General features: G+C 51.7%; 27 protein-coding genes and 1 pseudogene. 15 read left to right on the top strand and 13 right to left on the bottom strand.

Translation table 11 applies throughout. The features are described 5' to 3' along the window. Positions 1-19: 19 nt before the first annotated feature. From EKN83_RS19835 to EKN83_RS19850, 4 genes are read left to right on the top strand one after another with little or no spacing between them, the layout of a single operon-like run. Positions 20-1,033, top strand: a complete 1,014-nt coding sequence (locus EKN83_RS19835; protein ID WP_126801549.1) for an ABC transporter permease — start codon at positions 20-22, stop codon at positions 1,031-1,033. Then, complete coding sequence (locus tag EKN83_RS19840) at positions 1,033-1,866, top strand: ABC transporter permease (RefSeq protein ID WP_126801550.1); 834 nt, start codon at positions 1,033-1,035, stop codon at positions 1,864-1,866. Before EKN83_RS19835 ends, EKN83_RS19840 begins: the two co-directional genes overlap by 1 nt. Beyond that, complete coding sequence (locus tag EKN83_RS19845; RefSeq protein WP_126801551.1) at positions 1,859-2,695, top strand: ABC transporter ATP-binding protein; 837 nt, start codon at positions 1,859-1,861, stop codon at positions 2,693-2,695. Before EKN83_RS19840 ends, EKN83_RS19845 begins: the two co-directional genes overlap by 8 nt. Continuing rightward, positions 2,682-3,386, top strand: coding sequence for an ABC transporter ATP-binding protein (locus tag EKN83_RS19850; protein WP_126801552.1), 705 nt, complete (start codon positions 2,682-2,684; stop codon positions 3,384-3,386). The genes EKN83_RS19845 and EKN83_RS19850 overlap by 14 nt, the downstream gene beginning before the upstream one ends. A gap of 69 nt (positions 3,387-3,455) precedes the next feature. Here EKN83_RS19850 and EKN83_RS19855 read toward each other — a convergent pair whose 3' ends face one another. From EKN83_RS19855 to budA, 4 genes are all read right to left on the bottom strand, one after another. After that, entirely contained in the window at positions 3,456-3,929 is a 474-nt protein-coding gene (locus tag EKN83_RS19855; protein WP_008499407.1) for a cold-shock protein, read from the bottom strand. A gap of 138 nt (positions 3,930-4,067) precedes the next feature. After that, positions 4,068-4,838 carry a (S)-acetoin forming diacetyl reductase gene (locus EKN83_RS19860; RefSeq protein ID WP_023618768.1) on the bottom strand — a complete coding sequence of 257 codons (771 nt, stop codon included), beginning with the start codon at positions 4,836-4,838 and terminating at the stop codon, positions 4,068-4,070. 20 nt (positions 4,839-4,858) lie between these two features. Further along, positions 4,859-6,538, bottom strand: coding sequence for an acetolactate synthase AlsS (gene alsS, locus EKN83_RS19865; RefSeq protein WP_025759686.1), 1,680 nt, complete (start codon positions 6,536-6,538; stop codon positions 4,859-4,861). A gap of 13 nt (positions 6,539-6,551) precedes the next feature. Continuing rightward, on the bottom strand, positions 6,552-7,331 hold the full coding sequence (gene budA / locus EKN83_RS19870) for an acetolactate decarboxylase (RefSeq protein WP_025759687.1): 780 nt from the start codon (positions 7,329-7,331) through the stop codon (positions 6,552-6,554). 105 nt (positions 7,332-7,436) lie between these two features. On the opposite strand from budA, the gene EKN83_RS19875 reads away from it, so the two are divergent. The 11 genes from EKN83_RS19875 (at position 7,437) to EKN83_RS19925 (ending at position 16,507) form a co-directional block, all read left to right on the top strand. Beyond that, a complete protein-coding gene (locus EKN83_RS19875; protein ID WP_025759688.1) occupies positions 7,437-8,318 on the top strand; it encodes a LysR family transcriptional regulator in 882 nt (293 codons plus the stop codon). A gap of 214 nt (positions 8,319-8,532) precedes the next feature. Continuing rightward, the gene (locus EKN83_RS19880; RefSeq protein WP_025759689.1) at positions 8,533-9,390 is read left to right on the top strand and encodes a MurR/RpiR family transcriptional regulator; all 858 of its coding nucleotides are present in this window, start codon (positions 8,533-8,535) and stop codon (positions 9,388-9,390) included. A gap of 127 nt (positions 9,391-9,517) precedes the next feature. After that, positions 9,518-10,846, top strand: coding sequence for an aspartate aminotransferase family protein (locus EKN83_RS19885; protein ID WP_059386198.1), 1,329 nt, complete (start codon positions 9,518-9,520; stop codon positions 10,844-10,846). Then, on the top strand, positions 10,843-11,397 hold the full coding sequence (locus EKN83_RS19890) for a carboxymuconolactone decarboxylase family protein (protein ID WP_025759692.1): 555 nt from the start codon (positions 10,843-10,845) through the stop codon (positions 11,395-11,397). The genes EKN83_RS19885 and EKN83_RS19890 overlap by 4 nt, the downstream gene beginning before the upstream one ends. A gap of 126 nt (positions 11,398-11,523) precedes the next feature. After that, positions 11,524-12,276 (top strand): glutamine ABC transporter substrate-binding protein GlnH, encoded by a 753-nt coding sequence (glnH, locus tag EKN83_RS19895; RefSeq protein WP_047957967.1) that lies wholly within the window; start codon positions 11,524-11,526, stop codon positions 12,274-12,276. Between the two features lie 51 nt (positions 12,277-12,327). Beyond that, positions 12,328-12,984, top strand: coding sequence for a glutamine ABC transporter permease GlnP (gene glnP, locus EKN83_RS19900; RefSeq protein WP_025759694.1), 657 nt, complete (start codon positions 12,328-12,330; stop codon positions 12,982-12,984). Positions 12,985-12,986: 2 nt separating this feature from the next. Then, positions 12,987-13,709: a glutamine ABC transporter ATP-binding protein GlnQ gene (gene glnQ / locus EKN83_RS19905; protein ID WP_025759696.1), complete on the top strand. Its 723-nt coding sequence runs from the start codon at positions 12,987-12,989 to the stop codon at positions 13,707-13,709. Between the two features lie 21 nt (positions 13,710-13,730). Then, positions 13,731-14,765: a C45 family autoproteolytic acyltransferase/hydolase gene (locus EKN83_RS19910; protein ID WP_126801553.1), complete on the top strand. Its 1,035-nt coding sequence runs from the start codon at positions 13,731-13,733 to the stop codon at positions 14,763-14,765. A 223-nt stretch (positions 14,766-14,988) separates the two neighbouring features. Then, entirely contained in the window at positions 14,989-15,444 is a 456-nt protein-coding gene (locus EKN83_RS19915) for a hypothetical protein (RefSeq protein ID WP_126801554.1), read from the top strand. A 135-nt stretch (positions 15,445-15,579) separates the two neighbouring features. Next, positions 15,580-16,170 (top strand): hypothetical protein, encoded by a 591-nt coding sequence (locus tag EKN83_RS19920; RefSeq protein ID WP_126801555.1) that lies wholly within the window; start codon positions 15,580-15,582, stop codon positions 16,168-16,170. Between the two features lie 70 nt (positions 16,171-16,240). Then, complete coding sequence (locus EKN83_RS19925; protein WP_260591316.1) at positions 16,241-16,507, top strand: hypothetical protein; 267 nt, start codon at positions 16,241-16,243, stop codon at positions 16,505-16,507. Between the two features lie 247 nt (positions 16,508-16,754). Here EKN83_RS19925 and EKN83_RS19935 read toward each other — a convergent pair whose 3' ends face one another. The 9 genes and pseudogenes from EKN83_RS19935 to EKN83_RS19975 all read right to left on the bottom strand — a co-directional run bounded on the left by EKN83_RS19935 (position 16,755) and on the right by EKN83_RS19975 (position 22,377). Beyond that, the gene (locus EKN83_RS19935; RefSeq protein WP_126801556.1) at positions 16,755-17,141 is read right to left on the bottom strand and encodes a hypothetical protein; all 387 of its coding nucleotides are present in this window, start codon (positions 17,139-17,141) and stop codon (positions 16,755-16,757) included. 159 nt (positions 17,142-17,300) lie between these two features. After that, positions 17,301-17,885: a hypothetical protein gene (locus EKN83_RS19940; protein ID WP_260591318.1), complete on the bottom strand. Its 585-nt coding sequence runs from the start codon at positions 17,883-17,885 to the stop codon at positions 17,301-17,303. Between the two features lie 109 nt (positions 17,886-17,994). Further along, positions 17,995-18,339: a hypothetical protein gene (locus tag EKN83_RS19945; protein ID WP_126801557.1), complete on the bottom strand. Its 345-nt coding sequence runs from the start codon at positions 18,337-18,339 to the stop codon at positions 17,995-17,997. Between the two features lie 145 nt (positions 18,340-18,484). Further along, complete coding sequence (locus tag EKN83_RS19950) at positions 18,485-19,048, bottom strand: imm11 family protein (protein ID WP_126801558.1); 564 nt, start codon at positions 19,046-19,048, stop codon at positions 18,485-18,487. A 123-nt stretch (positions 19,049-19,171) separates the two neighbouring features. After that, complete coding sequence (locus tag EKN83_RS19955) at positions 19,172-19,528, bottom strand: hypothetical protein (RefSeq protein ID WP_126801559.1); 357 nt, start codon at positions 19,526-19,528, stop codon at positions 19,172-19,174. 290 nt (positions 19,529-19,818) lie between these two features. Continuing rightward, the gene (locus tag EKN83_RS19960; protein WP_126801560.1) at positions 19,819-20,385 is read right to left on the bottom strand and encodes a hypothetical protein; all 567 of its coding nucleotides are present in this window, start codon (positions 20,383-20,385) and stop codon (positions 19,819-19,821) included. 187 nt (positions 20,386-20,572) lie between these two features. Further along, the gene (locus EKN83_RS19965) at positions 20,573-21,079 is read right to left on the bottom strand and encodes a hypothetical protein (protein ID WP_126801561.1); all 507 of its coding nucleotides are present in this window, start codon (positions 21,077-21,079) and stop codon (positions 20,573-20,575) included. Further along, positions 21,072-21,956: pseudogene (locus tag EKN83_RS23595) on the bottom strand (RHS repeat domain-containing protein); the annotation flags it as partial. The gene EKN83_RS19965 and the pseudogene EKN83_RS23595, both read right to left, overlap by 8 nt. A 34-nt stretch (positions 21,957-21,990) precedes the next feature. Beyond that, positions 21,991-22,377, bottom strand: coding sequence for a hypothetical protein (locus EKN83_RS19975; RefSeq protein ID WP_126801562.1), 387 nt, complete (start codon positions 22,375-22,377; stop codon positions 21,991-21,993). Positions 22,378-22,393 lie beyond the last annotated feature (16 nt).

A 22,393-nucleotide genomic window follows, 5' to 3' on the forward strand; every position in this document is an offset into this window, starting at 1 on the left:
CGGCATGAAGAGATTTCCCATGCCACATCTTTCCACCCGCGTGCTTCAGGGTCTGCTGACCCTGCTGCTGACGCTTTTCGGGCTGCTGCTCGTCACCTTTGCGCTTTCGGCGTTTTCCCCGGTCGATCGCGTGCTGCAGATCGTCGGCGATCACGCCAGCCAGTCCACGTACGATCAGGTTCGCCACCAGCTCGGGCTGGATCGGCCTCTTCCCGTGCAGTTCTGGCACTATCTACAGAGCCTCGCCCACGGTGATTTAGGCACCGCCAGCGCCACCGGACAGCCGGTGCTGCAGGATCTGCTGCACGCTTTTCCCGCCACGCTCGAACTGGCCACCCTGGCGCTGATTATCGGCACCGTGCTCGGCGTGGTTGCCGGGGTGCTGTGCGCCCGCTACGCCGGTTCGCCGCTCGATTTAGCCATCAGAACGCTCACCCTGCTCGGTAACTCGGTGCCGATTTTCTGGCTCGGGCTGCTGATGCTGGCCCTGTTCTACGCGAAGCTGCAGTGGAGCGCGGGCCCCGGCAGGCTGGACGACAACTGGCAGTTTACCGTGGAGCCGCGCACCGGCTTTGCGCTGATTGATACCTGGCTTTCCGGCGACCGGGAGGCATTTCGTAATGCCGTCAGCCACCTGGTGCTGCCGGTGCTGCTGCTGGCCTACTACTCGCTGGCGAGCATTACCCGCCTGACGCGCTCCGCCTGTCTGAGCGAGATGAACAAAGAGTACATCCTGCTCGCCCGCGCCAAGGGCGCCGGGGAGATGACCATTCTGCTGCGCCACGTGCTGCCGAACATTCGCAGCACCCTGCTGACGGTGATTGCCCTGGCCTATACCAGCATGCTGGAAGGCGCGGTGTTAACGGAAACCGTCTTCTCCTGGCCGGGCATCGGGCGCTACCTCACCACCGCCCTGTTCGCCGGAGACACCACCGCGGTGATGGGCGGCACGCTGCTGATTGGTATCTGTTTTGTACTGATCAATAACCTTACCGACCTGCTTGTGCGGGCAACCGATCCCAGGGTGCGCTGATGCCGTTTTATCTTTTCTTACGCCGCCTGCGCTGCTCCCCCGCCGCCTTTTGCGGGCTGGTTGCCATCACGCTGCTGGTGCTGATAGCCGTGTTCGCGTCCTGGCTTGCGCCGGTGGACCCAAACTGGCAGGACGCCGCCGCGCGCCTGCAGGCACCAAACGCTCAGCACTGGCTGGGCACCGACAGCTACGGGCGCGATCTGCTCTCGCGCCTGATTTACGGCACCCGCCCGGCGCTCGGGCTGGTCGCTTTAGTGACCGTTATCACCCTCCCCGCCGGTCTGCTGGTGGGCATATTATCCGGTTACTACGGCGGCTGGCTGGAGCGCATCCTGATGCGCTTTACCGACGTGGTGATGTCGATGCCGCGCCTGATTCTCGCCTTCGCGTTTGTGGCGATGCTCGGCCCGGGGCTGGTCAACGGCGCGCTGGCGCTGGCCTTAACCACCTGGCCGGCCTATGCGCGTCAGGCCCGGAGTGAAATTCAGCGCCTGCGCCACAGCGATTACCTGGCCGCCGCGGAGATGATGGGTATTCGCGGCCTGCGCCTGCTGGTCGGCCATATTCTGCCCCTGTGTCTGCCCTCCGCGATTGTGCGCTTAGCGCTGGATCTGGCAGGCATTATTCTGGCCGCCGCCGGGCTTGGCTTCCTCGGCCTCGGTGCACGTCCGCCTATGGCTGAATGGGGAGCGATGATAGCTGACGGCATGCAGGTGATTTTCGACCAGTGGTGGATTGCTGCCATTCCGGGTGCGGCCATTCTGTTTGCCAGCCTGGCCTTTAACCTGCTGGGCGATGGCCTGCGCGACGTACTGGAGCCACAGCATGACTGAACACCGCGTTATCGTCGATGCGCTGAATATCGACTACCCTTCCGCCCGCGTGGTCAACGGCCTGAGCTTTACATTAGGCAACGAGCGGCTGGCGCTGGTGGGTGAATCCGGCTCGGGGAAATCCATGTCTGCCCGCGCCCTGATGGGGCTGGTACGCCAGCCCGGCATCGTGCGCGCTAAGCAGCTTAACGTGCTGGGCAATGATGTGCTGACCCTGAACAGCCGCCGCTGGCAGGCGCTGCGCGGCAACGGCATTGCGATGGTCCTGCAGGATCCGCGCTATGCGCTTAATCCGGTGAAAAGCGTCGCCGCTCAACTACAAGAGGCACTGACTCTGCATCAGCGCCTGCCCCGTTCAGAACGCCTTGAACGTATACACGATATTATCCGCGCCGTCGGGCTCAATGAGCACGTGCTTCAGCGTTACCCCGGCGAACTCTCCGGCGGCATGGGGCAGCGGGTGATGATTGCGATGGCGCTGATCAACAACCCGCAGGTGCTGATTGCCGACGAACCGACGTCTGCGCTGGACGCCCGCCTGCGTAACCAGATCCTCGAGCTGCTGGTGCAGCAGTGCGAAGCGCGACAGATGGCGATGCTGTTAATCAGCCACGACCTGCCGCTGGTGGCGGAGCACTGCGACCGGGTGCTGGTGATGTATCAGGGCGAAAAGGTCGACGAGATGGCGGCACGCCAGCTCCCGCAGGCAACGCATCCGTACACCCGCACCCTGTGGACCTGTCGTCCGAACGCCAGTACCTATGGACAGATGCTGCCGACGCTTGACCGTTCGCAGCCGTGGAAGGAGGCCGGTGATGTCGCTCGTTGAGGTGAATCAGCTCCACGTGAGCTTTGGGGAGAAAACGGCGGTATCCGCCGCCAGCTTTAGCGTCGAAAAAGGGGAAACCTTCAGCCTGATTGGCGAATCCGGCTGCGGGAAATCAACCCTTCTGCGCGTGCTGGCGGGGCTGCAGCGCGAGTGGCGCGGAAGCCTCTCGCTGCTGGGCGGCGCGGTTCGGCCTGGGCAGCGTTTTACCGGCCCGCTGCGCCGCAACGTGCAGATGGTGTTTCAGGATCCGTGGGCCTCGCTGCACCCAAACCACACGATTGCACGCACCCTTTCGGAGCCGTTAACAATCCACGGTGAAACGCAGATTGCCCGGAAAGTCGAAGACGCCTTGCAGCAGGTAGGGTTGCCTGCCGACGCGGGTAAACGTTATCCGCACCAGCTTTCCGGCGGCCAGCGTCAGCGCGTGGCCATTGCCCGGGCGCTGCTGCTGCGCCCGCAGCTTCTGCTGCTGGATGAACCCACCTCGGCGCTGGATATGTCCGTCCAGGCGGAAATTCTGAACCTGCTCAACCGCTTAAAAGCCAGGCACGAGATGACCTATCTGCTGGTGAGCCACGACGCGGACGTGATTGCCCATATGTCCGACCGGGCGGCGTTTATGGCGCATGGGGAGATCCAGAAGGTGTTTGACCGGGAGGCGATGTTGCGGGGCGAGCACAGGATGGGGTAAACCGTGCGGCGGCGAGTGCCGCACGGATTCCGTAGGCCGGGTAAGGCGTCGCCGCCACCCGGCAACAAATCACTTGAGCAGCTTCACCGTGGCATCGATGTCGATCTCATCTTCGGTGAAGATCAACGTCGTATTCTGGAAGGTGGTGATCGCCAGCTTCTTCACCGTGCGCATTTCGCCCGGCTTTTTGTCGGATTTCGGTTTGATGCTGTTCATCAGCAGCCCGACCGACAGCACCGCATTCTCTTTATCGATTTTGGTATCCACGGGCTCTTCTTCGCTGAACACCACGAAGGATTTGATCGAGGTGAGCTTCACGCGCTCGCCCGCAATATAGAGATGCTTGCTTTCCGGGATCACCTTCACCGCATAGGCGGAAAGACCTTTGTTGTTGGTGGTCGGCTCGAAGGTCACCGCCGCGTCTTTCTTAATCAGATCAGGGTTGGCGACCTTAATCACATGAAAATAGCGGTTGTCGCCGTTTTCATCTTTGATAAATCCAAAGCCTTTATCTTTAAACCACGTCGTGATTGTTCCGTTCATCGCTGTTACCGCCTGTCAGATCGTAATGACTAAAGTTTTGCAGCGCGCAGTGTAATGCACAATGGCGGAGGAGACAAAAAAAAGCCCCTGCACGGGGGCAGGGGAAAACTCATGTCAGAGCTTATTAGTATTGAGTATTTAGTTGAACACCATCCCACCATCAATCAACAGCGACTGGCCGGTCATGTAGTCGGAATCGGGTCCTGCCAGGTATGAGACGCAGGCAGCGACATCTTCCGGTTCGGACAGGCGGCCAAGCGTGATGCGTTTGGCAAAGGTTTCGGTCCCGTAGCCGAGCGGTTTACCCGCTGCCTCGGAGACCTGACGGTCGATCTCCGCCCACATCGGCGTTTTCACGATGCCCGGGCAGTAAGCGTTAACGGTGATCCCCAGCGGCGCGAGATCCCGTGCGGCGGTCTGGGTTAAGCCGCGCACCGCGAACTTGCTGGAACTGTAGACGGCCAGCTCCGGGTTACCGGTGTGGCCCGCCTGGGAGCAGGCGTTAATGATTTTCCCGCCGTGCCCCTCTTTACGAAACGCGTCAATCGCGGCCTGAATGCCCCAGATCACCCCTTTCACGTTAATGTTGTAGACCTTATCGACAATCTCCGGGGTGATGGATTCGATCGGGGTGGACGGCGCGATCCCGGCGTTGTTAACGATCACGTGGAAACCGCCCAGCGCGGTGCGGGCTTTCTCCACCGCGGCAAATACCTGCTCGCGGTCAGAGACATCCACCTTCACGGCGACGGCGTTACCGCCGTTGCGGATGATTTCGTCGGCAACGGCTCTTGCCGTCTCAGCGTTATAGTCGGCGATGGCGACGGCAAAGCCATCTTTCACCAGGCGCAGCGCAATCGCTTTACCAATCCCCTGGCCTGAGCCTGTTACGAGAGCAACTTTTTGCATTTCTCTGTCCTTATCGTGAGTCACAAAATCTGGCTGAGATGGAGCTGGCCCATCAGCAGCGGGTTATCGCTGTAGTCGACGGGAATGGCCACCACGGCCGGGCCATTGACATCCATCGCCGCGCGCAGCGTCGGCTCGAGCGCCTCGGCGCTCTCCACGGCAAAGCCCTTCGCGCCGAAGGCATCGGCATAGGCTTTGAAATCGACCGGGCCGAACTCGACGCCGGAAAGACGCTGGTACTTTTTCTCTTCCTGAATGGCGACCATGTTGTAGCCGTTATCCACCCAGATGATGTGCAGCACGTTGGCGTTAAGACGTACCGCAGTTTCCAGCTCCATGCTCGACTGCAGGAAGCCACCATCACCGGAGACCGAGACCACCTTGCGCCCCGGGTTGACCAGCCACGCACCAATGGCCCACGGCAGCGCGACGCCCATGGTCTGCTGACCGTTGGAGATCATCACCTGACGCGCCCGGAAGCTGTAGAGGTAGCGGGCGATCCAGATGTGGAAGCTGCCCATATCCACGGTGAGCGTGACGTCGTTATTGACGATGTCCTGCATGGCGCGAACGATGCGCAGCGGATGCAGGGCAAACTGGTTGAGGGACGCGCCACGGCGATCGAGCAGATCGCGCTGATGCTGGCGGTCGACCAGGATCTCTGAGGCTCGCTGGCTCAGCTCCAGCTTGTGATCGATGCGGTTCGCGAGCAGATTCAGGGTTTCGGCGATGTCCCCCACCAGCTCCAGATCCGGCACGTAGTTACGCTCTTCATAGGCGGGCAGCACATCAATGTGCACCAGCGTGGCATCACCGCTGTTCCACATCGACGGCTCGTATTCCACCGGGCTGTAGCCGATGCAGATAATCAGGTCCGCCAGATGGAGCAGCCTGTCGCCCGCCTGGTTATTGAACAGACCGACGCGTCCGGCGAAGCGGGTAAAGTGCTCCTGGTTCACCGCCCCGGCGGCCTGATAGGTGCTGGTGACTGGAATACGGCTTTTCTCCAGTAGCTTACGCAGCGCCGCGCTGTTGGCCGGCTGGCTCGCCATCAGGCCCAGCAGGATGACCGGGTTTTTGGCCTTTTCGATAAGCTTCGCCACGTCGTTAATGGCGGACTCCGGCGCCGGGCCCATCAGCGCCGGGCCGCTGGCAGGTAAAATTGCCCCTGTAGCGGGCTGGTCGACAATATCCTGCGGCAGGCTGACGAACGCGCCCCCCGGCCTGCCGTGCTCGGCGGCGCGAAACGCGTTCGATACCACTTCGGCAATCGCATCCGGTGAACTGACTTCCACCGCGTATTTGGTGACCGGGCTGAACATGGCGACAGTGTCCATGCTCTGGTGCACCAGCTTGGCTTTATCCGCCCGCTTCACCGCCCCGCCCAGCGCCACCACCGGGTCGCCTTCGCTGTTGGCGGTGGCAATGCCGGTGATCAGGTTCGAGCAGCCCGGCCCGGAGGTGACCAGTGCCACCCCGGCTTTACCGGTCAACCGGCCTACTGCCGCCGCCATAAACGCCGCGTTGGCCTCGTGACGCACCGGGATGATTTCAATGGACGAGTCCAGCAGGGAATCAAAGACTTTGTCGATTTTCGCACCCGGGATCCCGAACACCTGCTTCACGCCCTGCGCTTCCAGCTGGCCGACAACCAAATCGGCGCCGTGCGCCCACTGACGTGACTGTTTCTCACTGTTCACGGTAGTTCTCCTGTTAGTTTTCGACGGAACGGATCGCGGCATCGAGGTCGCTGGGGTGCAGGTTGGCCTGTAAAAACGCGCTGTCGGCGGGCAGGTCAATCATCAGCTTGTGAATTTCACCGAAGGTGAGCACGCCGCTCTCCAGCTGGTAGTCGAGCAGATGGCCTCCGCCCTGGCGGTCGTCGGTGATGAAATGTTCGTGGTAACCCGCCACGTTGATCCCCTGCATATGCTGCGGCGTGCGGAATCCGACCAGCACCCCTTCGCGCTGGTTGAAGCGGAACACCGGCTGGTCGTCCAGCACGTCGGTCATCGCGCGGTACGGCGGCGTCTGGCGCGGTACGGTGCGGGTGTGGGCGTGGCGGAAGTTGCCGTCGATACGCAGGGCGCAGAACAGGTTATCGGAGGGGATCTGTTGGTCGATCACGTCGTGGATCTGCTGACGGCTGACCGGCCCCTCGAAGGTTTTGCGATACTGCGGCTGGAACCAGGTCATCACCGCGAACGGCGTTTTCTGCTCTGGCTTCGCGGCCCGGGCGCTGCCGTCGGCGCGCAGCTGATACACCTGGCTGCTGAAGGCAATCATTTCGCCGTCCAGCTCGTTGAAGGTGCCCAGACCAAAATCACCGTGCGCCAGCAGATCGGCGATGGTGGTCTCCCCCTCATACACGCCGCTTAGCAGGGCGCTCATTAGCGATGTCTGATAGATCACGCTGTCAGGATGCCGGGCGGAGAACCCGCGCAGGGTCTCGCACAAGCTGGCCTCACAGTCGCAGGCAGATGAATGCATCATCATGCTCGTCCTCTTCAACTTTATTTATAAAGGTTAAATAAATGTTGACCCGATTCAGCAGAGAGTTCCAATATAGAATCCATGGTGGTTTGAGACGTTTTTGATATGGAACTTCGTTATCTGCGGTATTTTGTCGCGGTTGCACGCGAGCGACACTTCACCAGGGCGGCCGAAGCGCTGGGTATTTCACAGCCTCCTCTGAGTCAGCAGATCAAACGGCTCGAAGAGGAAGTGGGCACGCCGCTGTTCAGACGCCTGACGCGGGGCGTGGAGCTGACCGAGGCGGGAGAAGCCTTCTACGAGGACGCCTGTAAAATTCTGGCGCTAAGCGACGCCGCGCTGGAGAAAGCCCGCGGCATCGCCCGCGGGCTGAACGGCAATCTGTCGATTGGCATCACCAGCTCCGACGCTTTTCATCCCAAAATTTTTGCCCTGATTCGCCAGTATCAGGTGCAGAACATGGCGGTGCAGGTTCACCAGGTGGAAGCTAATATGTCGTCGCTGACGACGATGCTGGCGGAGGGTGAACTGGATATCGCCTTCGTGCGCCTGCCGTGCGAGAGCAGCAAGGCGTTCGAGTTAACAATCCTCGACCGGGAGCCGATGGTGGTGGCGCTGCATCGCGACCATCCGCTGGCGACAAGCGGCGATCTGGCGCTGGATCAACTCCGGGATACGCCGGTGGTGCTGTTCCCGCAGGAGGTCGCGCCCGGCCTGTACGACCGGGTTCACGGCTGCTGCGAGCGGGCCGGGATCGACGTGCAGCACGCGCTGCAGTCCTCACAGCTTTCATCCTCCCTGAGCATGGTTTCCGCGGGTGGCGGCTTTGCGCTGGTGCCGAAATCCATGGCGGCCATTTCTCCGCCGAATGTCACCTATCACGCGCTGAGCTCGCCGGAGCTTTATACCGATATCGCGCTCTGCTGGCGGCGCTTTGAACGTTCGCGGACGGTGAAGCGGTTTCTGGCGATGATGAGCGAGGGATAGCGGCCAGTTTGGTTGGTGGTTTTTGTAGGCCGGGTAAGGCGTAGCCGCCACCCGGCAATGCCCTTCAGGGAGCACAACAACAGGGTTACAATACTGTTATCGAATGCTAAGGTAGATGCCCTTCTGTCTTTCGAAACCCCTGATGTAATGGAAAAGCCCCTGTCCCGTCCACTGACGCCAGCAACGCTAACCGTAAAGAGCGTAAATAGTAGCTATGAATCCAAGGGAAAATATTGTTAATACATTCAGAGAATTGTCTGCCGAATTACAGCGCGCTGCCGAGTTCTCACTACAGAATACCAATCAACTGGTCGTGCTATCGATGCGCGCCTTCGCCGCTGAAGCCGGTGTAAAACCCGCTACGTTGTTACGACTGGCGCAGCGATTAGGGTACAACGGCTGGGGGGAACTTAAGGACGCTTTCATTGATGAGCTTGGACTGCGTAATGATACATATGTCTCCAAAGCCGAGAAACTGATCGCCAAAGGCACTCAACCCCAGCTGTATGAAGAGGTGTTTCAGGCACATCAGGCCAATCTGGCGTTTACACAAAATGAAAACCATCAGGCCATGGAGCAAGCGGTATCGCTGCTGGACGCGGCGGAGAATGTCTACATTTGCGGCTTCCGTGCCAGCTTTCCTATTGCCTGGTCGCTGTTTTATGTCTATCGATTGTTCAATCGGCAAGTGTCGCTCATTGATGGTCTCGCGAGCAACATCGAGGTGTTCACCCGCGAATTAACAGCACAGGATTGCCTGTTACTCACCAGTTTTGCGCCCTATTCGCGTGAGTCGCTGGATGTTTTACGCGCGGCCCAGCAGGCGGGCGCGACCATCGTCGCCATCACGGATTCCCCCGTCTCACCATTAGCACAGGCTGCCGATTGCACGCTGCTGTTCTCCACAGACAGCCCGTCGTTTTTCCCTTCCGTGGTTTCGGGCATGGGGCTGGCCGAGTGTTTACTGGCGATGCTGGTGGCTCGCCATGGTCGGGATGCGGTGAGTAAAATCGAAAATGCTGAACGCTATCTCATCGACTCGGGTGCGTATGTCGTGCCCCGGAAACCCTGAAAAATGATTCATTTGCCTCCGGCATAAGAAAAGAGAATGCATTTGAATCCAAATTGCATTGACGTGATACAAATGAATCCTGCAAGATGCGCTTTATTAACACAGCGTATTCAGGAGCAGGACCAGCATGAGCCATATTATTCACCGCAGCCTACGCAGCACGCCCGCCGTCGCGGCGCGTGCGCAAGGGGCGTACATTTTTGATGCACAGGGAAAGCAGTATCTGGATGCCTGCGGTGGCGCCGCCGTTTCCTGTTTAGGTCATGCGCATCCTGATGTGCTGGCGGCAATGCATCGCCAGATCGATCAACTGGCCTATGCCCACACCAGTTTTTTTACCAGTGACACCGTTGAACAACTTGCTGAACAGCTGACGCGCACGGCGCCTGGCGATCTTAACTACGCCTATTTCGTTTCGGGCGGTTCGGAAGCAGTCGAAACCGCACTCAAGCTGGCGCGTCAGTATTTTGTTGAGCTCGGCCAGCCGTCGCGCACCAAATTTATCGCCCGTAAACAGAGCTATCATGGCAATACCCTTGGGGCACTCGCGGTGGGAGGCAATGAATGGCGTCGCCGTCAGTTTGCTCCCCTGTTAATCGACGTTATCCGTGTTTCGGCCTGCAATGAGTATCGCGACCGCCGCGCTGACGAAACCCAGCAGCAATATACCACGCGTTTGCTGAACGAACTGGAGCACGCCATTCTTGAGGCCGGTCCGGAGACCATTATTGGTTTCTGCGCAGAAACCGTGGTGGGGGCCACCACCGGCGCCACTCCCCCTACTCCCGGCTATCTTAAAGGGGTACGCAACCTGTGCGATAAATACGGCATTCTCTACATCGCGGATGAAGTCATGTGTGGCATGGGACGCACCGGTACGCTGCATGCGTTTGAACAGGATGATGTGGTGCCGGATTTGGTGACCATCGCGAAGGGACTGGGGGGCGGCTATCAGCCGATTGGTGCAGTATTAGCAAGCGAGAAGATTGTCTCAGCGCTGCAAACCGGCAGCGGTCTGTTCCAGCACGGACACACCTACATTTGTCACGCGACTGCCGCTTCCGCAGCCCTGGCGGTGCAGCAGGTGATTGAGCGCGATAATTTGCTCCAGGCGGTCAGGCAACAGGGTGATTACCTGCACAACGCATTGCGTGAAGTGCTGGGGGAATTACCCCACGTCGGTGATACGCGTGGACGTGGCTTGTTTGCGGGTGTTGAGCTGGTCCGTGATAAAGGCAATAAAACTCCCTTCGATCCTGCCCTGAAACTGCATGCGGCGATCAAAGCAAACTGTATGTCACGCGGGCTGATGGTCTATCCGATGGGGGGAACCATTGACGGGCAGTATGGCGACCATATTTTGATCGCCCCACCGTTTATTATCACCCCAGCCCAGCTTGATTTTGTGGTGGACACGCTGAACACCGTGATTCGCGAAGAGACGAGTAAATTATGATCAATCGTTTACCGCCCCTGGCGGAGCATGAGTGGGACGATCGGCAGCGTTCCTTAGCCGAAGAGATCATCAATGGGCCACGCGGTGCCCTGCTGCCTCCCTTCGAGCCGCTGCTGCGCAGTCCTGAGCTGATGGCGCATGCACAACGCATGGGGGAATATCTGCGTTATCGCAGTGCCCTGGGACAGCGTTTGTCGGAGCTGGCGATTTTAATGACCGCACGGCACTGGTCGCAGCCTGTGGAATGGGCAATTCATGCGCCAATAGCTCGCGAGAAAGGCATCTCTGCGGCAGCGGTGCAGGCGATTAATGAAAAACGTCTTCCTGAAGATCTGCAACCGGATGAATGGGTAATTTATCACTTCTGCAAGGAGTTACAGGAGCAGCAGAAGGTCAGCGATGCCACCTGGCAGCAGGCTGTCGCGCTGTGGGGCGAAAAAGGCGTGGTGGATCTGATCGGAATCACGGGTTATTACAGTTTTCTCTCAATGGTAATGAACGGCGCGCAGACGCCGGTACCCGACACGCGGGATGAGATTATTCCCGCATAAGCTATCGTTTTAACGTTGGCGCATGAAAGTGCGCCCTGCCTGTCACTATTTTTATTTCCCACTCCGTCGATTTTATTTCGCCGGATGATATTCATGCACGCTGTTTCACTGACGCCGAGGGTTATTATGTCTGGATTACTGACCAAATTAAAAGTTACGTTAGCGCTGGTCGCTTGTTCCGCCAGTTTTGTGGCAGGCGCGCAGGATAAATTAACTGTTGGAGTTGATACCGCTTTTGTACCCTTTGAATTTAAACAAGGCGATAAATATGTCGGTTTTGATATAGATTTGTGGGATGCCATTGCCAAAAAGATGAATGTCAGCTACGAATTGCGCCCAATGGATTTCGGCGGGCTGATTCCCGGTTTGCAATCACGTAATCTCGATGTTGCGATGGCGGGGATTACTATAACCGACGCGCGTAAACAGGTCGTTGATTTCAGCGAGGGTTATTATGATGCTGATTTATTAATGGCGGTTAAAAGCAGCGATAATACCATTACTAAATTCAGCGATTTAGCGGGTAAGAAAGTGGGACTGAAGCAGGGAACAGCGGCGGCCAGTTTTATGAAAAGCAAATATAAGGCGAATTATGTCGAGTTCCCGAATATCGATAACGCCTATCTTGATTTGCAGGCAGGTAATCTTGATGCCGTGGTACATGACTCACCCAACGTGCTCTATTACGTTAAAACGGCAGGTGATGGCAAAGTGAAATCTACCGGCGAGACCGACAGCATTCTGCCGCAGCACTACGGCTTTGCGATGCAGAAAAACAGCCCCCTGACGCCAAAGATCAACGCTGCACTGGAGGCCTTACGCGCGGATGGAACCTATAGCAAGATCTACGTGAAGTGGTTTGCGAAACAGCCAAAATAATCCCGCCAGGTCGGAGCGATCCGACCTCGTTGCATCTTAACGGGTAGAATGATGAATTTCGACAGTAAATATATTTGGGAGTCCCTGCCGCTGTTGTTGCAAGGACTACAGCTGACGCTGATTATTTCTTTATCAGGTTTATTGGGTGGTTTTGTTATTGGCCTGCTGGCAGGAACCTGCCGTGCGCTTGGAGGAAAGATATCAAAAACCGTCTCGTTAGTCTTTGTCGAGTTAATCCGCGGCACGCCGATTATGGTGCAAGTGATGTTTATTTACTTCGCACTTCCCATGGTGTTACCCGTTCATATTGATCCGGTAACGGCAGCCATTACGACAATTGTAATTAACTCGGGTGCTTATATTGCAGAAATCACCCGCGGGGCGATTCTCTCAATTAATAAAGGATTCAGAGAGGCCAGCCTGGCAATGGGATTATCACAACGCAGCACGCTATGGCATGTCATTATGCCGCTGGCATTACGCCGTATGATCCCTGCGTTAGGTAATCAGTGGATTATTAGTATAAAAGACACCTCGCTATTTATTGTGATTGGTGTGGCGGAATTGACGCGTCAGGGGCAGGAAATTATTGCCGGTAATTTCCGCGCACTGGAAGTCTGGACCGCAGTGGCAATGATTTACCTGCTGGTAACGCTGTGTCTGAGTTTCCTCCTGAAGCAACTGGAGAAAAGGATCCATATTTTATGAGCATGGTTGAATTTAGCGCAGTGTCGAAGAACTTCGGTTCCACTCAGGTGCTGCACGACATCAATTTAAAAATTGAAGCCGGTGAAGTGGTGGTGATCATTGGTCCTTCCGGTTCGGGTAAATCGACGCTGCTACGCTGCATTAATAAGCTGGAGGAGATTTCCTCCGGCACGCTGCTGGTAGCGGGAATGCATATTACCGATCCTCACGCGAATGAGTGCGATATCCGCCGCGAAGCCGGGATGGTGTTTCAGCAGTTCCATCTCTTCCCCCATCTGACGGCGCTGGAGAATGTGATGTTTGGTCCGGTTCGCGTGCGCAAACAGAGCAAAGCTGCCGCGCGTGAACAGGCACTGGCGCTACTGGACCGTGTGGGCTTACGCGAACGCGCTCATCACTACCCATCAGAGCTCTCGGGCGGTCAGCAGCAGCGCGTGGCCATTGCCAGAGCTCTGGCAGTGAAACCGAAAATGATGCTGTTCGATGAGCCGACCTCAGCGCTGGATCCCGAATTACGGCATGAGGTCCTGAAAGTGATGCGCTCGCTGGCCGAAGAAGGCATGACCATGGTGATTGTGACCCATGAAATCGGCTTCGCCCGCGATGTGGCATCACGGCTCATCTTTATTGATGGCGGCACCATTGCCGAAGATGGTCCACCTGATATGCTGCTGAACAGCAGCGCTAATCCTCGCCTGAAAGAATTTTTGCAGCATGTATCCTGAACAGAAGTGAATGATAACACCATGAAAAAATTAGAAATTAGCGGTTCCGCTTTTGCGGTGGGTCAGGAACTTGGCGCATTCGGCCGCGAGGCCTGGCATGCAAAACTGACGCAAACGGCGTTGTGGCAAACCGTTACCGCCATGAAAGACGCAGAACAGACCCGGCGAATGCGCTCTCGCGTCCAGTCTCAGTTTCCCCTGATTTGGCAGGAGCTGGAGGGACTCGCCAGGGGGCTGGGGGCACCGCTTGATGAGGTGTTTGCCTGGAACTGTCGCGGCGATTTGGTGCGCTCTACCTCTGACGGTTGTACCACCGTAGCGGGAAGCACTGCGGAGGGAGAGCTGATTATTGCGCATAACGAAGACGGTTTCCCTCAGCTTCGCAATGACTGCGCCATCGTCAGTATCACCCCTGATGACGGCCTGGCGTTTACCAGTTTTGCCTATCCAGGATCGATTTGCGGACATACCTTTGCCGTAAACGAAAAAGGTGTGGTGAATACGGTGAATAACATTCGCGCTGTACACCGTCCGTACGGAATGCCGCGCCAGATACTCGCCCGCGCCGCGCTGAATGCCGCCACCCTGGATGAAGCCATCACCATACTGACCTCAGAGCCACGCGCCGGAGCCTTTCATCACACGCTGGGGCAACGGGGAGACCGTCGTCTGTTTAGCGTAGAAGCCACGGGAACAGGCTGTTCCGTCATGCCGTTGCGGGAGGTTTTCGCCCATGCTAATCACCTTATCCACCCTCAGTTTGCTGCGGTTGAGCAGGTGATCACGGACAGTTCCCGTTCACGGCAAACACGGCTAAACGCCTGGCTTGAGACGCAATCTCAGCTTGATGGTGCGGCGGCACTGGATATTCTTTCTGACCAGCACGACTCCTCTCTCCCGATTTATCGTCTCTCGCCACACGATCCGGATGAAGAGAACACGCTAGCCACGGCCATTTTTACCCTGAGTACCTCGGCAATAAAATGGCAGATCTTCACCCACGATCGGCAAAAACCCGCTTTACAGTCTTGTTCTGTCGGCCATAAATGTGAATGACCCAATCTGCAGTTCTCGTAGGCCGGGTAAGGCGTAGCCGCCACCCGGCAATGGCCTTCTGGAAGCCGCCTCGCAAACCTGCAAGCAACCTTATGTAATTCAGGAGCATCCCTTTTCATCCCTTCATCACGGCCGTAAAGTGCCTGCGTTGCGGCATATTCGTAACCGGGCGTAGGAACCCGTTAGCATAACATGTCATTTTTTTGCCCGAAGAGGATGCTAAATGGCGACTATCCCTGCATTTTCTTACCCGCTCTCTGAAGAAAGCGCGGTTCATCACCTTATTAACCTTCAGCTCCCCGATTCTGCGGATCTTTTCGAGCTGGCTGATACCTGTGCTGCCTATGTCAGCGTGCTGGTGGAAACTGACGATGCAGTAACGTTTGCCACACTCTGCAGACGATTGCTGGCCGTGCTCAAACGGCTGCGCGAGTGCTGTGACGCCGAGCTTCCGCCGTATCTGGTTGAACAGCTGATTGCGGGAGAAAAGCTGACCTCCTGCGTACCGGACTGCTGGCAGAAGACGGCGTTGCAGGTGGATTATGCTCTGGCGTTAACGTTGGCGGTGATGGGCGGGACACTGCCTGCGAGCGTGGCGAGAGAGCTCACCGGGCTATTGCATGATATGGTCTGGTTGTTGGCGGAATTTGTGAAGGAGCCGTATCTCACAGCACACTGAGGCCGGCGAAGAGAGGCCGGAATGCTACCGAAGCAAGGTACGGTTTCGGCCAGATACCCCTCTCTTTTCCTGGTAATTGTCTGCGGCAAGCCATCTGTTACTCTGGCTGAGCTCAAAGGATGACAAGGAAGAGAGATGCTAAACCCAGGATTCGTTACCCACAAAGCGCTTTCTCACTGGCGTGATGCTCCCGTTTTCCTGCCCCAGTTTCAGTTTCATGAGAAACATCGAACGGTTATACATACTGCTCATCCAGAAACTATTCTGCCGTTGATTGCACACTTTGACGTCCGGCAAGACCCCGTGATTCGGCGACTAATGTCTTTGCGCCAAATACCGCAGAAATTACTGCGCAACACGCAGTCTAACGCGATCGGCAACTTTGGTTTGCACAGCTTTACCCTGTTGAAAAGTTCACCCTCTGAGCTGTGCTATGGCTTAAAAGGGCAATTCTGGCGTACGGATTTCGGTCTGGAAAACGTGCCGGACGCGAATACTTTTCAGACGCCCGCTGCGCCGGGCAGCGCGAAACTGCTGCTGCGCTATCAGGTAACGGAACTGGCGCCAGGCCAACATGAGCTCTCTACGGAAACCTTCGTCTATTGTCCGGACAGAAGCACCAGGCTAAGGATGACAGCTTACTGGCTGGTAATACGGGCGGGCAGCGGCTGGATCCGTAAGAGGATGCTGGAGGCTGTTAAAGCGAATATTGAAAGTCAGGGGTGAGGTTCGCCTGTGAAATGTTCCGCATGGGACCCTCGCGGGAATATTTTCCCGCACGTAAATGGAGTGAACAATGGAGATTTTAATGAATAAGCGCACTATTGCCTGTTTGCTTTTACTCAGTGCATTTGCCGTAAATGCTGCTGATGGCGGTAAAGGTGGTGATGGAGGAAATGGGTCTGATGGCGGAAACAGTTCTGATGGCACCGTCTCATCTGATGGCCGGGCGGGTTGTCCGGGCGGAACAAATCCGGATCCATCAGGGAATTTTTATTTTCCCGGAACAAAACAGCAATGCAACCCGGGGAAGCAGGATGCAATGAAAAACGCCAGGCAATAAGATAAAGCGTGGCAATACGCTTACTCATCCTGATTCCATTTCCTCATCAGCCCCTGCTCCCGGAAAAATTTACCAAGGAAACAGACAGGCATCCGCCAAACTGAACGAAGACACAGACAGATAAGCGTTTGTTGAAAGCTTCTCACGAAAAATCAATTTGAACTCTTCGGGTTGCATGAGGTTGAAAAGCGCTATCGGCCCAGTGTGATTTTTAAAATAATATTGGCCTTATCTGGGATCGGTATATTCATCCTTTGTTTATGCGCCTGTTCACGATGTCATTCACATAATGTTCAATCGAAATATTGTGCTCCCGATTAATCTGAGAAATGAATGCGCAGAGATGCTCTTGCGATGCATGAAGGACAGTGGCAATAAGGTTATCAAAATCGTTCTGCGTAAATCTGTTATGTCCCTTCAACGTCGAACGCTGGAGCAAAGTGTGAGCGGTCACTTCCAGGACTGCCCGCCGGTAATGATCGGACAGCAGGACGTCAAGATCGGTCTGACGAATATCAAACTCAAAATGAAAGCTGACAAATCCCGATTCGACAGGTATTGAATAAATCAGTTTGTCACCTAATTGCTCAACGTAAGGTTCATATCCTTCGCCCATTACTCGCGTCGTCTGCATGTAATCCCTCTCCTTTGATGTATTGGATTAATTTCACCTGAATAAATATACAGCATTACTCTTTAGAACCTTGCTTAATATACCTGTAAGAGTCACAGAGAACATCACCTCGCTAAAAATAATATTTTCGCCATACTGGTTTACCTTGAAAGAAAATAATTAGCCATAAAAATAATTATAAAACGCATTGAAATTTTCATTACCGATAAGTGGTAAAATTCTTTCCCGCAACTCATCAATGAAATTATCTTTTACTTCGTCATTATCATCTGCTATATCAAAGATATCGTAGTGACCATATATCAAATCAATTAGCTCAGCTAGAGAAAATATGAACCCAGAGAGACTACTGGCTATTTGAAACGGTTCAATGACATCATAACTAGCATAGACAGAGGAATTCCCTTCATCGATAACCGCAACTATAGGTTTACCTCCAACTAAATCATCCCCAATAACAAGATAATTATCTGGTAAGTATTCATAACCACTTTGAGCCTTCGTGAGCTCATTGACAGAGTGAATTTTAATTGGTGTGAAACCTGTTTCAATCCTTAACTTTTCAGGATTATAATTTTTATATAAGAAATCGATATCTGTTGAACGAGGTAAGTTGGACGGGAATGTATTATCCAGGTCACTGACGGTGCTGAAACTCCCTGACAGCGAGTATTTATTGCAAATAATAATAAATTGTTTTAATGCTTTTTCAATCTCATTCACCATGATCTCAGACTCATCCATAAATATAGTCCTCAGTAATAACCCATTAATTTAGCACAACATTTGCAGAATGCATTATCTTCTGACAAGCTAAGTAAAGCAATTTCCGATTAGTCTCTCGTTCTTTAAATCAAAGCTCTATGAAGTTATCGTTCTCGAGATAAAAATTCAAACCTGATATTAAATCCTCAACAGATGGTTTTTCTCTTTGGAAAGAGATATTATGTAATACATCAATAAATTGTTCTCCATAGAAAAAGAGCTCTAGCGAATTTTCGACAACAAAATCGGGGTATACTTCCTCATCGTCATCACTAATGACAGGATAGTTATCTAAATAACAAACAAGATCTTCTTTAGCAGAGGATTCATATTCTTTTGTATACACACAAAAATTATCCAATGTGTACCCATTCATAATTCCAAATATTAAATCATATAAACTATAAGCTTTTCTGTATTCTAAATGATTCATATACATAATCCTTAATTGTCTATCTTTTATGCTTTGTAAAGAAAGTTGTTAATGATAGGATAATAAACCCATTGAATTATATTTTAAACAATTTTTATAATCTGGAAATAATTTCATGGACCATATTTACTTACTTAAATCATAGTTATATTAATAAAGAGGGGTCAACAAACTCTATTCCTTTCATGTTATTCTTAGAAAGTAACTCTTTAAATTCATTTGAAATAATTATGCAAGCTTTATACTCACTACATCTTGCCATACTAAAATTTTCAATAACATTTTCTTTGAAGACTATTTTACTAAACTTCCTTGGACCATTAGGCAAATAACTTAATATAGGTTGACTTTCCGAAGCTTCCATATCGATGCATGAAACCTCTCTTAGTAGATTAATTATTTTATACCCTTGCTGTTTGTCTTCATTTACAGATACAGTTGCATCAATAAGTTGAACATCAGTCCGAAAAACATCGTGACAAGAAATTAGCGATGCTAGTCTGGGGGATATGAATATAGGCCCATCACTATAATAAAAATCATATGCAAGCAGTGCATTCTCACTCACCTTTGATTTTAATGTAAAAAAATGCCCCTCGTAAGTTTCAATTGATTTACATTGAGAAAAAGCACTTCCAGATATGTCAGGGTGCTGGTATTCAAACCAGTAATTATTGGGATAATCACAAGCAATTCTTAACCAATACATATTTAACGCCCTCTATTTCAAAACATATTTATGAATGCTATATTAATTTTTTTAATTCTAGCTGTATAGCTTTTATACTCATTTTACTAACCGGGGTGAGTACGATACACCCCGCAATTTTATTTAAAGATAATTAATCTCACATCTTCCAATAATATCGAAAACGTGGTCGTATGTGCATAGAACTACTCGTTGCAGATCATCTTCCCTTTCAGTTTCGATTAAATCAAAGCTCGACTGTAAATTCCCATCATAAGGATAATCATCTATTTTATACACAGACATCATTTCGATGTTACTGAATAAAAACTCAATACGAACATCAGGAGCATCTTTTATACCTGGCTTACAAGAAGATAAACTTAAAGAAGCTTTCACCAAAAAATTAAAGGGGTAAAGTTTTAGCTCGGTGCCAGATACTATCAAAGCATCACGACCGTAAATCAAACCATACTTTGTTTCTATTGCCTTTATATTCATATCAACGATACTCTGTTGTGCATATCGAATTAAATTCTTAACCATTTGAAACTATGTAGCTTTAAATACTAACATTTTTGCGTAGTTAGTATTTAAAACACGGGTGCGTAATCATTTTTAAATTATATAAAATTTCTTCCCCTGATGCCTGGTATTAACACCATTATTATTTAGAGGAATTTTATAGACGTAAGTAAAAAATCAAAAAAAACATTCTTCATAAAAACATCATCTGTATTATAAAAGCCGGAATAATTAATATTAATCCAGATTTTATTAATCAGTTATCTTTACGAGTACTGCCAAAAACCAGCTATAGTATTTCCGCCGGATATTTTTTTATACAAATACAAAGCACCGTAACCAAAGATGTAATCACCATCAAGCAATGCATCTGGATAATAGTCTTCATCTATCTGCATGAAAAATTGATAACCATCCTTTTGTAAAGCATCTAAATAATAATCTTCAGATTGTATTAACCTTGCTTCTTCGGTTTTAGTGATAAAATCAAACTCTTCACTTTCAACTTTATCATACCCAACAATACCTGCCTTATTAATGTGTTTTATCGTAAATGCATCATTATTGCTTTCATAAGAAAAAGTATGCGTGAAAACTTTTACCGAACAATTAGGGTAGATATTGTTATCAATCATATCGTCATATCTTTCCGGAATAACTATCGTAATATACTCATGTCCATCATCAGGATTCTGAACTGTCAAATAAAACTTATAACCTTGAATATCATCTAGTTTATCTAAAAAGAATTCAGGAATATTTCCACCTATCCGCCCAATGACATTACCATCAGAAAAGATACTTATTTTAGAAATTAGATTACATTTAATCATTTCTTAAACTCACTCCCATAAAAAGTACATTCTCTCTTTCCTAATTCGCATAACCATTTCTGCGAACAAATTCTTCGCATCTTTAAGTCACATTTATGATTAACTAAAATGCACGTCTCTTTAGGTATGATTAAAAAATAAACTAATAAAGGCCGGAAAAGTTTATTTTTTTTGCCAGCTAATAGATTTAATAAAGCCTGGAGTCTGAGCGTGGTTCAACATCTCTTGTACCAAGTTGATTCGTTTTTTCAAAAATCAAATCATAGCAATAGATAGTCTCTTCCCCCTTTAATAAATGAACACCTTCAAGGCTCACTTTATATATTCCTTTAGGAACATCAGCGTTAACCCAACCAGTATAATCTTCCCACTCCCAAAATACTGCCATATCAGCAAAATATAAATCACCAGTTACATTAAGATAGAAATATTTATCCGTGAATATAACCTCTCTGTCTTCATTGTCGGGGAATTCATTTAAAAAGAACCTAACAACATAGCCACCATCATCAAGGCCCATAATAGGTAAGGCAATACCTTCATTAAGCACAAGCTCCCCTTTGTCTGTGGTAGTGAACTCCTCGAGAATGTTTTCTCCATCATCTATCTTCCCACCAAATGGGGCCAGTATTCCTGGATAATCGAAAATTATTATCCCGTTAAAATCCAGATCAGTGTCAATTGTTTTAACCACATCTGCCTCCTGATGCCTTACCTGTTTGTTTATTATTGAACCACTCCAACAGTTTTGAATGTGCTTCTTTAGGAGTGACATTTCTGGCTAAGATATCACCCGTCGAAGCAATCTTTAAATCGCCTCTTATATGTGAAACGGAATCTAAATTACGGCTAGACGCATTGAATAAATCTTCCGCGGCCCCCTGCCACGGCCCCTGAATTTTTCCAATATCGTTTTTAATAGCTCTATGTAGTTCTTCATGCATTCCAGCACTATAAGGATCCGGGAAAAACGTTGGCGTATTTTTCATAGTACCAGGATCGGTTAGCCAAATGCTGTTGGCCTTGTTTCGTGGGATTAAATGGTGTCCCATTCCATTTGGGTTCCATGCCCATGGCATTAACCCTAATGGATCTATCCAGGTAAGTGGATTAGGAACGTATGAATATGAATTAAAACCGCCATTCAACCCAATCGGATCCCGCACAATAAACCGCCCGACCTGCGGGTCGTAGTAGCGGAACAGGTTATAGTGCAGCCCCGTTTCACCGTCAGCGTACTGCCCGGCATAGCGAAGCGACTGGTGTGCCATCGCCGAGCGATTCACAAGCTGTGAGAACCCTTCGCTCTGGTGGCGTACCTCGCCAAAGCTGCCGTACTGACCGCTCCAGCGCACCGCGCCACGCTCGTCGGTCACTTCCAGCGGCGCGCCGTTCAGATCGGTGTTGACCCAGTAAATCTCACCGCTGCTCTGGTCACGAAGATGATCCACCCGCGCCAGCGGGCTGCAGGCTTCATTCGGGTCGTATACATACGTGCTGCACAGCCCGCTCTCCTTCTGCTCCTGCTGCTCCTGCTGCTCCTGCAGCAGGCGGTAGCCCTGCCACAGGAATGGGTCTGCCCGATCGGATAGACATAATTAAATTCTATAAAAATGCTGTTTCGCCACTACCAATTTTCTTCACTGCAAGTCCTTTAAATTTAATGCCAATCCCATGTTCCTCATCTAAATCGGTCGAGAACATGAACCCAAATTCATTGTCTTCATCTGGAGAAAGATAAACTTTCAGCAAAATCAAGTCTTTTGCATCCGTACCATATATACGCTTACTATATGCCTGGGTTTCAGTTGCGATTTTCTCGGAAAAATTTTTCTGTTTCTTAATAAGAAAATCGATGTCTTTTTTCATTTTTTCATCGACCGAATCAGATTCAAGATTTACGCACTGGACGAGAAAATGACCAAACACTGATAATACTAAATCGACTGAAATACCTTCATCATCTTCATAAAATCCCATATTCACTGACATCGAAACCTCTTTCATT

The organism is Enterobacter sp. WCHEn090032, assembly GCF_003986875.1.
Taxonomy (GTDB): Bacteria; Pseudomonadota; Gammaproteobacteria; order Enterobacterales; family Enterobacteriaceae; genus Enterobacter; species Enterobacter sichuanensis.